Source organism: Lysinibacillus sp. (assembly GCF_032093475.1).
Classification (GTDB): Bacteria; Bacillota; Bacilli; order Bacillales_A; family Planococcaceae; genus Lysinibacillus; species Lysinibacillus irui.
The window spans coordinates 14194-27965 of the sequence record NZ_DAMDAY010000036.1 but is presented as its reverse complement, the minus strand read 5'-3'; the positions used below and the strand labels follow the sequence as shown (position 1 = coordinate 27965).

At 38.9% G+C, this 13772-nt stretch carries 14 protein-coding genes, 1 pseudogene and 1 riboswitch; of the genes and pseudogenes, 7 read left to right on the top strand and 8 right to left on the bottom strand.

All coding sequences use genetic code 11. The annotated features are described in order from the left end of the window. On the top strand, positions 1-125 hold a 125-nt coding region (locus tag RT445_RS09990; RefSeq protein WP_313470485.1), incomplete at its 5' end, for a DUF997 family protein. After that, a complete protein-coding gene (gene panF, locus RT445_RS09985; protein ID WP_274793205.1) occupies positions 125-1570 on the top strand; it encodes a sodium/pantothenate symporter in 1446 nt (481 codons plus the stop codon). The genes RT445_RS09990 and panF, both read left to right, overlap by 1 nt. A 42-nt stretch (positions 1571-1612) precedes the next feature. Here panF and RT445_RS09980 read toward each other — a convergent pair whose 3' ends face one another. Continuing rightward, positions 1613-2383: a TSUP family transporter gene (locus RT445_RS09980; protein WP_274793204.1), complete on the bottom strand. Its 771-nt coding sequence runs from the start codon at positions 2381-2383 to the stop codon at positions 1613-1615. 127 nt (positions 2384-2510) lie between these two features. Here RT445_RS09980 and RT445_RS09975 point away from each other — a divergent pair, with 127 nt between their 5' ends. Both RT445_RS09975 and RT445_RS09970 read left to right on the top strand, forming a co-directional pair. Then, positions 2511-3293 (top strand): TrmB family transcriptional regulator, encoded by a 783-nt coding sequence (locus tag RT445_RS09975; RefSeq protein ID WP_274793203.1) that lies wholly within the window; start codon positions 2511-2513, stop codon positions 3291-3293. A 60-nt stretch (positions 3294-3353) separates the two neighbouring features. Beyond that, positions 3354-3524 (top strand): hypothetical protein, encoded by a 171-nt coding sequence (locus RT445_RS09970; protein WP_274793202.1) that lies wholly within the window; start codon positions 3354-3356, stop codon positions 3522-3524. 226 nt (positions 3525-3750) lie between these two features. On the opposite strand, the gene RT445_RS09965 is transcribed toward RT445_RS09970, so the two are convergent. Next, positions 3751-4122, bottom strand: coding sequence for a nucleotide excision repair endonuclease (locus RT445_RS09965; RefSeq protein ID WP_274797331.1), 372 nt, complete (start codon positions 4120-4122; stop codon positions 3751-3753). 204 nt (positions 4123-4326) lie between these two features. After that, positions 4327-4436: riboswitch (SAM riboswitch) on the top strand. 99 nt (positions 4437-4535) lie between these two features. On the opposite strand from RT445_RS09965, the gene metA reads away from it, so the two are divergent. Beyond that, positions 4536-5471 (top strand): homoserine O-acetyltransferase MetA, encoded by a 936-nt coding sequence (gene metA, locus RT445_RS09960; RefSeq protein WP_274793201.1) that lies wholly within the window; start codon positions 4536-4538, stop codon positions 5469-5471. A gap of 40 nt (positions 5472-5511) precedes the next feature. Here the strand turns inward: metA and RT445_RS09955 are convergent. From RT445_RS09955 to plsY, 6 genes and pseudogenes are all read right to left on the bottom strand, one after another. Then, a pseudogene (locus RT445_RS09955) lies at positions 5512-6661 on the bottom strand (GerAB/ArcD/ProY family transporter). Between the two features lie 29 nt (positions 6662-6690). After that, positions 6691-6924 carry a hypothetical protein gene (locus tag RT445_RS09950; RefSeq protein WP_274793199.1) on the bottom strand — a complete coding sequence of 78 codons (234 nt, stop codon included), beginning with the start codon at positions 6922-6924 and terminating at the stop codon, positions 6691-6693. A gap of 4 nt (positions 6925-6928) precedes the next feature. Continuing rightward, positions 6929-8128, bottom strand: a complete 1200-nt coding sequence (locus RT445_RS09945) for a Ger(x)C family spore germination protein (protein WP_312506692.1) — start codon at positions 8126-8128, stop codon at positions 6929-6931. Between the two features lie 29 nt (positions 8129-8157). Beyond that, positions 8158-9699 (bottom strand): spore germination protein, encoded by a 1542-nt coding sequence (locus RT445_RS09940; protein WP_274793197.1) that lies wholly within the window; start codon positions 9697-9699, stop codon positions 8158-8160. A 213-nt stretch (positions 9700-9912) separates the two neighbouring features. Then, positions 9913-10203 carry a HesB/YadR/YfhF family protein gene (locus RT445_RS09935; protein WP_274793196.1) on the bottom strand — a complete coding sequence of 97 codons (291 nt, stop codon included), beginning with the start codon at positions 10201-10203 and terminating at the stop codon, positions 9913-9915. A 19-nt stretch (positions 10204-10222) separates the two neighbouring features. Then, positions 10223-10825: a glycerol-3-phosphate 1-O-acyltransferase PlsY gene (gene plsY, locus RT445_RS09930; protein ID WP_274793195.1), complete on the bottom strand. Its 603-nt coding sequence runs from the start codon at positions 10823-10825 to the stop codon at positions 10223-10225. A 548-nt stretch (positions 10826-11373) separates the two neighbouring features. On the opposite strand from plsY, the gene parE reads away from it, so the two are divergent. Next, positions 11374-13350 (top strand): DNA topoisomerase IV subunit B, encoded by a 1977-nt coding sequence (gene parE, locus RT445_RS09925; protein ID WP_274793194.1) that lies wholly within the window; start codon positions 11374-11376, stop codon positions 13348-13350. Continuing rightward, on the top strand, positions 13347-13772 hold a 426-nt coding region (locus tag RT445_RS09920; protein ID WP_313470483.1), incomplete at its 3' end, for a DNA gyrase subunit A. The genes parE and RT445_RS09920, both read left to right, overlap by 4 nt.

Sequence of the window (13772 nt, the reverse complement as noted above, 5' to 3'; positions counted from 1 at the left end):
GTTTTCCTGCCTGGTTTTTCTATAGCTGTATCGCAGGGACAGGCTTTATGATCCTGCTCATCTGGATTGTCATGAAACTCTTTTTCAAAGAGGTACCATTTGATGATGAGGAGGGGGATCATTAATGCATTGGCAAGTTGTATTTCCTTTGCTATTATTTCTAATTATTATTTTTGGGATTGGTATTTGGGCTAATAAGCATATCCGTTCCTCTAATTCGTTCCTTCAGGAGTATTTCCTTGGTGGTCGTGAAATGGGTGGCTTCATTCTAGCGATGACGATGATTGCTACATATGGTAGTGCAAGTAGTTTTATCGGTGGGCCAGGTGTAGCCTATACAAAAGGCCTTGGCTGGGTATTACTCGCGATGGCACAGCTTCCGGCGGGTTATTTTGTCCTCATGATTTTAGGTAAAAAATTCGCTATCATAGCTCGTCGTTACCAGGCCATCACATTAATTGACTTTTTACGAGAGCGCTACAAAAGCCATGTCATAGTGATTTTATCCGCCATCAGTATTATTGTCTTTTTATTTTCTGCGATGATGGCACAATGGGTCGGGGGCGCACGTTTAATTGAATCTTTGACAGGCTTAAGCTACACAACGGCACTGTTTATTTTTGCTATTTCGGTGTTAGTGTATGTTATTATTGGAGGTTTCCGAGCAGTAGCTTTAACGGATACAGTCCAGGGCACGATTATGGTTATTGGTACAGTTATTTTATTAATTGGCACAATTATTGCAGGTGGTGGTATCGATAATATTATGACCTCACTAGTCGCTGAAAATCCGGATTTTGTATCACCCTTTGGCGCACAGGGAGATTTAACACCACTTTATGTCTCGACATTTTGGATTTTAATCGGTGTGGGTGTCGTAGGACTCCCACAAATAGCAGTTCGTGCGATGAGCTATAAAGATTCAAAAAGTATGCATTTAGCCATCATTATAGGTACGATTGCGATTGGGACAATCATGTTTGGTATGCATTTAATTGGTGTATTAGCCCGACCTGTCCTACCTGGTATTGATATTGGGGATAAAGTGATGCCACTTCTAACGTTGAAGGTATTACCGCCATTTTTAGCAGGGATTGTATTAGCTGCACCGATGGCCGCTACGATGTCTACTGTTAATGCACTGCTCATGCTTGTTAGCTCCACAGTTGTGAAAGACATCTATTTAAATTACATGAAGCCAAAAGCAAGTGATGCAGAAATTAAGCGTGCAAGCTTTATTGTCACAACGGTCATTGGATTAGCGGTCATTATCTTTGCCCTAAATCCACCAGACTTATTAGTATGGTTGAATTTATTTGCCTTTGGTGGGCTGGAGGCAGTCTTTATTTGGACCGTGGTCCTAGGATTGTATTGGAAGAAGGCGAACAAATATGGTGCAATTGCTTCGATGATTACAGGCATGTCCCTGTACATTGTCATTGATCGCTTCTATCCTTCCATCTTTGGTATGCATACAGTCACGCTGCCAATTGTGGCATCCTTCATTATTTTTGTTATGGTGAGTCTTGCCACTAGTCATAAATTTAAAAATGAACAATTAATGATTTAAAGTAAACACGCCACAGATTACAATTCTGTGGCGTGTTTTAATTTAATGCATCATAAAATCATAGGCGTTTTTCGCTAATAATGTCATCGTCACCACGATAAAAAGCGTACGAACAAAGCCGCTTCCTTTTTGAATCGCCATTTTTGAGCCGAGCATTGCTCCACCAATTTGAGCGATCCCCATGACTAAACCATATACATAATGAATTTGCCCTAAGTAAGCAAACATACACACACCAGCTACATTACTCGCTAAATTTAAAAATTTCGCATTGCCTGCTGCCTTTAAAAAATCAAAGCCTATCAGCAGGAAGCTAAAGATTAAAAAGGAGCCTGTTCCAGGACCAAGAAAGCCATCATAAAAACCAATAGCAAATAACAGCAGCATAAATAAAAATAAATGAGTTTTAGATAAATTTTTTACAGTAGAGACAGCACCCCAATCCTTTTTAAAGATTGTATAAATTCCCACTGCTGCCAGCATGACTAACATTAGTGGCTTTAGTAATGCTGGGTTGATGAGATGGACAGTCCATGCACCACATAATGATCCGATAAATGCTAGAGGAAAATATTTAAGGACAGAGCGAATTTCCAGCTGACCAGAACGGTAGAAGGAAATAGAGGATGTTAGTGAGCCCATTGCCCCTGCTAGTTTATTAGTGGCAACAGCAGCCGCTGGGTTAAGACCAACAAACAGTAGAGCCGGCAATGAAATTAATCCGCCTCCTCCAACTACCGAGTCGACAAAAGCTGCCAGAAATCCAAATGATATTAATAGAATGATAATATGTACATCGACATCAAAAACCATGATTACACCTCTTCTAAATTAGTTACTACTGAAATAGTAACTAATTTATTTACTGCTGTAAACCCTAACTTTTTTATTGGCAAATCTTCACAACAGTAGCCTATAATAAAGATAATGGAGGGATTACATGGAGGAATTAATCACCCAGTTGAAAGATATGGGTTTTACAGAATATGAAGCAAAAGCCTATACGGCACTCGTTCAACAAAGTCATGTTAGTGCCTATCAGGTCAGCAAAAATTCTGGCATACCGCGTGCAAGAGTGTATGATATTTTAAATATCCTTGTAGAAAAAGGGATCGTGTTGAAAGAAGAGACCGCAGAACAAACGACCTATTCAGCCATGCCCGTGTCCGTATTTTTACAGCAAATGGAGCAGCGCTGGCAATCAAATTTTTCGTCGATAAGTATGAAATTAGAAAAGCTAGAGGAAAATGTTCAGGAAGTGGAGCATAAAGTCGTGATGCTAAAGGGCAAGGAGTCCATCCTCAATTACTGTCAGTCACTTTTAAGAAAAGCAAAGAAAAAAGTGATTCTGTCGATGTGGGAAGATATGTACGATGCGCTACGACAAGACCTTCAAGAAGTGTCACAGCGTATTCCTGTGCATGGCATTACACTGTATGTAGAGGAACATTTAGCGACTATTGACCGCCATAGGGCCACACACTATACGAAAAAAACGTCTACTCCACATTGGTTTATTTTATCGGTAGATGGTCAGGAAATGATTTATGGTCACTCGCCTTCCGCGCAAGAAACGGCCTTCATCACTAATGACCCTGTCCATATCTATTTGTTAGAGGATTATATTTGGCATGATGTCCTTATCAATAGACTAGTAAAACGCGATGATCAGGAGCTTGAGGATTGGATTGCGAAAGAGCGAAAAGGTTTTTTCTTAGAATAAAGATGAGAAAAGGGGAGCATTCTGAATAAATTAGTGTTGCTAGGTTTAGGGTGTCTACTAATGTTAGCAGCGTGTAATGCTACGCCACCTACCACTACACTCAGCATTCGTGAACTACCTATCGTACCAGAACATATTCAGAAAAACATCGTTTCTCAGGACAATATTCAATTATTGTATGAAATGACGCGACGTATTATCTCGTCTATTATTCAAAGGGGAATGTACTAGCAAGTATGGAAGTAGAGGAAAATAGACTTATCATTCATCTTAATGAAGGCAGCGAGCAACGAAAAGAGGCCCAACCATATGTTTTTAAAATATCGAAAAGCCCTGAACAGAACCTTATTGAGGTCTTCATCAACAAGCAAAACACACCCATCGATCGTATGACCATCCTGTGAAAAAAGAAACCGAAATCTCACTTTGATGAGATTTCGGCTTTTTGTAATTTGTCTTAATAAAAGACTTTATCAACATTGTATTTGGAGCGGAACGTATTAATGGCATATGTTTCGTAAATTTCACGTTCCATTGGATCTTCTACTTCATAGACTTCAATTTTGAACACTTCATCACGGTGGTTTTTCATCGGTGATACATTATCCTCAAAGTGCTTTTTAATACGTTGACGGATTTTACGAGCTTTCCCAACGAATAATAGCTCATTCTTGTCATTATAGAATAAGAAAATGCCGCCTTTATCACGTGTGATTTTATGGAAATCAATAAAGCCAAAATAAGGTGTGATTGGCACATCACCTGGTTTTACTTCTTGTTCACGTTGACGGATAACTACATCTGGTTTTGGAAATTCAATTTTAATCAAACTATTCACGTTCCTCTCTCTTACTAAAGCTATATGGTAACATAAATACGGCATGTTTACCATAAATTTTAAATATCGAAAAGCCACTAACAGCAAGCTTAGTGTACTTCAAATGGACAAAGAACATGCATAGCGAATCACAAAATATTCTATGAATTATTGATATTCTAACTAGTTCATGTTACAATTCAAGGTAATTAAATAATCTTATCAAGAGAAGCTGAGGGATATGGCCCTATGACGCTTCAGCAACCTCTAACATGTGTTAGAAAGGTGCTAATTCCAACAAAGGATATTCCTTTGAGAGATAAGAGTGGACGTGAAAAAAATCCTTCTCATTCTATCTCGTATGGAATGAGGGGGATTTTTTAATTTTTAGAAAAAGAGAGCGAAAACAGAGAGGGGAACGCAAGATGCCAATTAATATTCCGAAAAATTTACCAGCTGGAGAACATTTACGTGAGGAAAAAATCTTCGTGATGGAAGAGGATCGTGCGAAAACACAGCAAATTCGTCCGTTAAATATATTAATTTTAAATTTAATGCCGGAAAAAGAAAAAACAGAACTCCAATTATTACGGTTATTAGGGAATACACCGTTACAGGTCAATATTACGTTTTTAAACACTGCCACACATGAATCAAAAAATGTTAGTAAATCTCATTTACAGCTATTTTATACGACATTCAACCAAATTCGTCATCGACGCTATGATGGCATGATTATTACAGGGGCGCCAGTAGAAAAATTGGCTTTTGAAGAGGTCAACTATTGGCAAGAAATTTCAGAAATTATGGATTGGTCCAAAGAGAATGTGACATCCGTATTACATATTTGTTGGGGAGCACAGGCTGCTTTGTATCACCACTATGGAATTGGAAAGGTAGAGCTTTCAGCTAAATGTTCTGGTGTCTATTCCCATGTCATTACCGATTTAACGGTAGATTTAGTGCGGGGCTTTAGTGATTTATTTACCGCTCCTCATTCTCGCCATACGTCTGTGTCAATTGACGATGTACGCAATCATCCAGATTTACGCTTATTATCTTATTCGGAGGATGCAGGGGTATTTATCGTACAATCAAAAGATAATAAAAACATTATGATTACAGGTCACCTGGAATATGATGCCACAACACTAGCCGATGAATACAGTCGTGATGTGGCTAAGGGCCTTGATATCGCCGTTCCCGTAAACTACTTTCCAAACGATGATCCAACTAAAGAGCCTATTAATACATGGCGTGCCCACACCCATTTATTATTCTCGAACTGGTTGAACTATTATGTATACCAAGAAACACCATATGAATGGGATTTTGTTGACGAAATTGAGTATCATATTTGATTCAAATAAAAAGTCTAATTTCTTGCTAATTTAAAAGAAATTAGACTTTTTGATTGTCATTGCTTGTTTCTGCTTTGGGCATTTCGCTCGTTTCAGCTTTCGCTTTGCGATTGCGAATAATCGCCACAATTAGTAAAAGGATCGGTAATAGAATGGTGATGAAAAAAGAAAAGATTGGCCAAATTTCATTATTATATTTGTTCGAATGGACAATGTTTGGGTGAACTATTTGAGAAAGCCCAATAACAATTAGCCCCATCGGTATAATGAGAGGCCGATGATCCTTGATTTTTAAAATCTGGGCAAGGCCGACAACGGTCGTATAGAAATACATAAAAGTTCGAATATAAATGGATGAGATCCACATAAAGGCCATTATAATCTCAATCCGCTGCAAAAAATTCCCTATCGATATTCTTTGTGCTAAGGCATAGCTTGGAAAGGTTCTAGAAGCCGTATTTTCAGGACCTAGTACAAGAATTGATAGCACAATCAATGTCACTAAAACAAATCCACCTAAGATGGTCCCAATATAAAACCCTTTCTGCGCGGATTGCTGTACATTAACCGCAGCAGGGTAAAGCATTAATAACACAATTAATGGAAAGGAAAAAATACTCATAAAACGAATAATACTATAAAACATTGATGATTTTGTTGCCTCGAGTACAGGTTGAATATTTTCAAACGTAATCTGAGGGGTAATACAGACAACAAAAAAAAATAAAAATAAAGACAAATAACGGAAAGAGGATTTCTGCAGACCGCGCAAAAGTTTCAATGCCTAAATAGGCAGCATACATAATGATAATAATAAACAGCAAGGCAATCGCCATGGTCGGTGTTTCCGGCATCACTTCTGTTTTCATGAATATCCCGATAAAATAGAGTAATTCTCCAGCGGAAAGAAAGGTTAGAATCAGGAAACAAATGGCTGTGAATTTCCCCAAAAAGGGTCCGAGTATTTTTTCGTTTGCCTCAATAAAATTAAGAGAAGGTGTTTGGTTGGCTAGCGTCATAAATAATTTAATAACCAGTAAACTGAGGATGACCCCAATGCTGGCAGCAATCCACGAATCTTGCTTAGCGGCACTTGTGATGCTAGCGGGAATAATTAAAATAGCTGTACCGATTGAATAAAGGAGGGTAATAATTGTAAACTGTCTTGAGCTAATGATTTCCTTTTCCATCGAATCCCTTCCTTTTTTAGTCATTCTCTCTATTTGCTTAATGACAAAATATAATCTCTAATCGGTGTAAATATAAATGTTATTAAATCTAATGGGCTCGGAATATGGATTTTAAGGGCAATTGCCATATTTAAAGCCGTACCAATAAGTAACAAAATGGAGAACACAACAATGCCCTTTGTATCCTGTTGTTTTTTTAGTTTTGGAATAAAAATAATGCCTACGATGACCGAGATGATCAAGATCGCAACGGCTAGAACCACTTCGTTACTCCTCCTTTGGTTTGTTTAGTAATGAGTTTTGCATTGTACCTAAGCCTTGCGTTTTCACCTTCACATGAACATGAATCGGCAATTCTGGAAAGATAGTTGGCCAATCATTTTTGATTTGTTTCCACTGTTTTGCATCTGCCCGATGGAGTGTATCACCAAATCCTAGAACATCAACTTCATATTTTTGTTGTATTTTCTCTAATGCTTCTTCGATTCGCCCTTTGATACCTTGAGCTGTTTTTTGATTCACATAATCAATAGATTTAGGTTTTGAAAGGTCGATATCACATTCTACTTCTCCCACGTTCTGCTCCACTTCAATTTGAACATCGATTGCTGGCTCTCCATGTTGAAAGGAGCCTTTTACTTTTGTTTTGGAATGTGTGATTTCTGTAGATAAAGTACCTTTCTTCGGACAAGCGATGATTTCAATGGTACTTTTAATTTTGTCACTGAGAAAACTAACACTTTTACTTTCTTCCTCTGTCAGTAATCCGATGAATTTATCCTTTTTAAAGACAGCTAGACCTGCGTATTGTAATAAAACGGGTGTTTTGACGCGCTGAACATTGGCTTGATCGACGCCTAATTTTTTATCGCCGTGAATTTCAATCGCAGAAATTAATGCTCCTTTATCCTTACTACTTAATGTGTTAACTAATTCATCTATATTAATAGCGATTGTGGAGCCCCAAGCCTTTTCAGAAACCTCAAGTGAATTTAACATTTTATTAGCAGGCACCTTTTCGATGGGTGTTAGTACATTTAACACATCCTTTGCTGCAGCCTCATAAGACATAATGACATCGAAATCTTTTCGAAATTCATGATCCCTCGAAATTAAATCAAGTGATTCACTGATTCCTTCTTTTGCGAGCTCTTCTCCTAAGACGACTACTTGCAGATGAGCAAAATAGGGTTTCCGTGCTGCAAGTGTTGTCATTTTGCGAATAGCCTCAAAGATAGTCTCACCCCTCGCATGATAGCTAATAACAGGGGAGCGTTGTGTGGAGGCTTGTTTCATCGACACTTCACTAGGATCGACAATCTGCACAGTGACCTCATATGCATCGTCTATTTTATCTATTCCAAGTGCAACGACAATGGCTAATTCATTTAATTCACGCTTACTCCAGCAACCACTTAATAATAAAGTGAGGATGCAAAGTAAGCCGATCACTTTTATTTTCGCCATATTTAATTTCCTCATTTATTCAGTAGTGATTACCTCTTTTTTACATCTTTATATTGATGGCCTCTGACAATGTTTTTCTGGTTAACTAAACGAGGTCGTGTTAGTAACTTTCTACGTGGGAATAATAGAAAGGCATCTTTTTGATCCTTCAGGACTAACGGTGCAAAAGGGCTTAAATAAGGTACACCAAATGATCGAATACTACATAAATGTAGAATAATCAACATAATGCCAAACATTACACCAAATAAACCAAACATCGCAGCACAAATCATTAATGGAAACCGTAGCACACGAATAGTATTCGATAGGCCATAAGCAGGGAAGAGGAAACTACAAATGGCTGTTAAGGCGACAATGATGACCATTACAGCAGAAACAATGCCTGCTTCAACCGCTGCTTGACCAATAACTAAGGTACCTACAATCGACACAGCAGGACCGATTGTTCTTGGCATACGAAGTCCAGCTTCCCTCAAAACCTCAAAGGCAATCTCCATTATGAGTGCCTCTACTACAGCTGGGAAGGGGACGCCCTCCCTTTGCGATGCAATACTGATTAACATTGGTGTTGGCAGCATTTCTTGGTGAAAGGTTGTAATGGCTACATACAGTGATGGTGCTACTAATGCTAGACTAATACCAAAAAAGCGCAATATGCGGATCAGGGAGCTTATCATCCAATGCTGATAATAATCTTCTGCTGACTGTAAAAAAGATGTAAATAACGCTGGCACCACTAAGACAAAGGGTGTTCCATCTACTAAAATCGCTACTTTCCCATCTAATAATTCACCAGCAATGACATCGGGACGTTCGGAGTTGTAGATAGTTGGAAACATGGTATTTTTAGAATCCTGAATGAAATCCTCAATATAACCACTTTCCAATATGCCATCAATATTGATGCGGTCTAAACGAGCTAATACCTCTGCGACAATTTTGTCGTTCGCGATGCCATTAATATACATGACTGCTACATCTGTTTGTGTGACATCACCGATAATACGTGATTTAATCCAGAGGTTTGGACTTTTTATTTTACGACGGATTAGGGCTGTATTGGTACGAAGTGTTTCCGTAAAGGATTCCCTAGGTCCTCGTATAACCGATTCCGTCGATGGTTCTGTTACTGCTCGATCTTTCGCACTTCTTGTGCTGGTCACTATCCCTTCAGCAAAGCCATCTAATAATATAACCGTTTCACCATTGAGAATAGCTTGGTAGAGCGTTTTAAAGTGCTCAATATTTTTTACATCACCAACTGTTAAATAGGAATTTCGGACATATTCATTAATGGTTGTAATTTCAATATCTTGTTCTTCCTCAATGTTAGCCATCAGTTTATCAATAACAGAATCGGAAATGGTTGTTTTATCTGATAAACCATCAATCGATATAATGGCTAGGTGATGAGGTTCAGTTTCACCAATAGTAATTTTTCGTATAATGATGTCATTGCTATGACCGAGTGAGTTCTGAATGATTTTTAAATTTTTAGCAAGGGACGTGTATAACAAATCGTTCATAGTATGGGATGGGGAGGTATCAATATTGTTAGACGTGGACATGTGTTTTCCTCCTCAAATGGACGTTCATTACCATTAGAGTGGACAAATTTTTTACCAGATAAACGAAGAAGGCATGAAAATCTGCCATGGATTTCTACTGGATGTCTTCTCAGCTTCGGGTACCGCTAAAGATTACTTCAACGTAACAACCTTGGACCATGAAGCGAAATAAAAAACAATGTTTCCTTTCATATGCTGAAAGGAAACACTGCTTTATGTACGATAATCATATTGTAATTCATCTTTACTTGCATCAACGTCAACATGTAGATTGTGATCGTTAAAGAACCAGAGGTCTTTCTCTTCAATGTAATAGGTTACACCATCAATTTCTGTTTGAACACCTATAGCGATCGGTTCTTCACGAGTCATGCCAAGTGAAAAGCCTTCGTGAAAAGGACTAGAACCACCATAGCGTGCATAAAAGCGAATGGTATCACCTGATTCTACTTCCATTTCCTGCTTGAACCATTGTAGGGCTTCATCTGTTAATGCAATGTTCATTTCGAATGCTCCTCTCTTCCTACAGCCATTTTACCTTTGGCTCGGTGCCGTTTTTAATCCGTGAAATATTGGCACGGTGACGATAAATAATAAAAGTGAATAAAAAGGCTACCAAAATGCCTAATGCAAAGTCACCTGTAACAAAATAATAAACGATTGCATAAATAAGTGCTACTAAAGCGGCTATCATAGATGTTAAACTAACGATTTTAGTAATTTTTAATGTCACAATAAAGGCAATAAATAATAGGACAAACAGTGGCCATGAATAGCCTAATAAAACACCCGCAGAGGTTGCCACTGCCTTCCCACCACGGAAGTTGGCGAAAATCGGAAACATATGGCCGATTACGGCAACTAGGCCGAGTAGTAAAGGATGGAGCATACTGTCAGAGAAAATAGGAAGTGTCACGAGTAACACTGCGGCAGTTCCTTTTAAAACATCCATCACGGTCACCACGATACCCGCTTTTTTTCCTAACGTGCGGAAGGTATTGGTTGCACCTAGATTACCGCTCCCGTGTTCACGAATATCTGTGTTATAAAAAATTTTGCCTATCCATAATCCAGAAGGTATAGAGCCAATTAGATAAGCACATAAAATAATAAGTCCATTGATCATAGCTGGACTCCTTTCATTCATAGTCAATACTTGGTACTAATAGTTTGTAACAAGTATTTTACACTTTTTCTTGCTAATCTACAATGTTATGAAGGAGATTTCATTATGGGTCTTGAATTCAATTACCATAGGGTAGTCTTTTAGACATGAGAGGATCAGTTGTGGAAAAAAGCCTTTTTAAAAATATAGGCATAAAGGCAATTTTGTCAATCGTTCATTCCTTTGGTAGAATAGAAGTCTAACTTTATCCAGTTAATCGCGAGATACATCGTAGCACTTTCATCGCTCGAGATGGGAAGCCAAACAAATGGAAGTGAAACTAAATAGGCTACTATGCGTCAAACGATAATGGATAGTAGTAGCAGTCTGTCTTGCTTAAATTCCAAATTTAAGCAACTGTTGAAGATGTTTACTATAAAAAGAATCAAAACTGTGAGCAATTTTTAAAATTTTATTGGACCTGTCGCTAGCTATTGACAGGAAATGCTATTATTATTAGGATGAGAACATAAATAGAACATGTGTTTGTTTTTTGGAGGGGAATTTTTTTGACGAATAAACAGTCACCTAGCGTCTATAATGATGACGCTATACAAGTATTAGAAGGATTAGAAGCGGTACGCAAACGACCCGGCATGTATATCGGTTCGACGGATGGCCGTGGACTTCATCACCTTGTGTATGAAATCGTAGATAATGCGGTAGATGAAGCACTGGCTGGCTTTGGATCTCATATTATTGTCAAGATTCATCAGGATCAGAGTATCAGCGTGCGAGACTTTGGCCGTGGTATGCCAACAGGTATGCATAAAATGGGCAAACCAACCCCTGAAATTATTTTTACTGTGCTGCATGCAGGCGGTAAATTTGGACAAGGGGGCTATAAAACAAGTGGTGGCTTACATGGTGTAGGTTCTTCTGTAGTCAATGCACTCTCAACGTTTTTAGAGGTTACCATTCATCGTGACGGTAAAAAATATCGTCAGCGTTTTGAGAACGGTGGACATCCTGTTACAACGCTAGAAGAAATAGGACAAACAAAGCAAACAGGTACTCTTGTTCATTTCCTACCGGATGACAGTATTTTCTCTGTCACAAAATTCAATTATGATACGTTAGCAGAGCGTTTACGTGAGTCAGCCTTTTTACTAAAAGGGTTAAAAATTGAATTAATTGATGAGCGCGAGGAAGGCAAAAGTGATGTGTTCTTTTATGAGAATGGCATTGAAGCTTTCGTTGCGTATTTGAATGAGGAAAAAGACGTCCTTCATCCGGTGAAGTATGTAGAAGGTATCCAGGATGAAATCGAGGTAGAGTTCGCCTTCCAATATAATGATGGTTATTCGGAAACGATTTTATCCTTTGTTAATAATGTTCGTACACGTGACGGTGGAACACATGAAACAGGTGCGAAAGCAGCATTAACGCGTGTATTTAATGAATATGCACGAAAAATTGGCTTGTTAAAGGATAAGGATAAAAACCTTGAGGGGACTGATATTCGTGAAGGCTTAGCGGCCATCGTCTCTGTTCGTATTCCAGAGCATTTATTGCAATTTGAAGGACAAACAAAGGGCAAGCTTGGGACAAGTGAGGCTCGTTCTGCAGTAGATAGTGTAGTGTCTGAGCAAATTTTGTATGTACTAGAGGAAAATGCGGAGTTATCAGCTTCTCTTGTGCGTAAAGCCATTCGTGCGCAGCAAGTACGTGAAGCTGCTCGTAAAGCGCGTGAAGATGCACGAAACGGCAAGAAAAACAAAAAAGGTAGTACCATTCTGTCTGGTAAACTAACGCCTGCACAGTCTCGGAATGCCGCAAAAAATGAATTATACTTAGTCGAAGGTGATTCTGCTGGGGGCTCTGCGAAACAAGGGCGCGACCGTACATTCCAAGCGATTCTGCCACTGCGCGGGAAAGTCATTAACACGGAAAAAGCCAAGCTACAGGATATTATGAAAAATGAAGAAATCTCAACGATTATCCATGCGATTGGCGCAGGTGTTGGTACAGACTTTGCTGTAGAAGATTCCGCTTATAATAAAGTAGTAATCATGACCGATGCTGATACGGACGGAGCTCATATTCAAGTATTGCTATTAACGTTCTTCTATCGATATATGCGCCCACTTATTGAAGCAGGAAAAGTATATATCGCGCTACCACCACTTTATAAAGTTTCTAAGGGTACTGGAAAAAAAGAAGTCATTGAATATGCTTGGACAGAAAGCGATCTACAAAAGGCCATCAAAAAAGTTGGAAAGGGTTACATATTACAGCGTTATAAAGGTCTTGGAGAGATGAATGCAGACCAGCTTTGGGATACAACGATGAACCCTGAGACACGGACATTAATTCGTGTCACAATCGAGGATGGTGCACGTGCAGAGAGACGTGTCACGACGTTAATGGGTGATAAGGTAGAACCCCGTCGTAAATGGATCGAAGCCAATGTAGACTTCGGTATGGAGGATGATGCCAATATTTTAGAGAATGAATTCATCCAACAAGAGGAGGACCAAGCATGAGTAGTACGGAAAAGTTTCAAGATTTACCTTTAGAAGAAGTAATGGGTGACCGCTTTGGTCGCTATAGTAAATATATTATTCAAGACCGCGCGTTGCCTGATGCACGTGACGGTCTTAAACCAGTACAGCGCCGTATTTTATATGCGATGTTTACAGAAGGAAATACCCATGATAAGCCGTTCCGAAAATCTGCGAAAACAGTCGGTAATGTAATCGGTAATTACCATCCACACGGAGATAGCTCTGTCTATGAAGCGATGGTGCGTATGAGTCAGGACTGGAAAGCACGTCATATGCTTATTGAGATGCATGGGAACAATGGTTCGGTCGATGGAGATCCACCAGCTGCCATGCGTTATACGGAGGCACGATTATCTGCGATTGCTGGTGAAATGCTACGAGATATCGGCAAGAAAACGGTT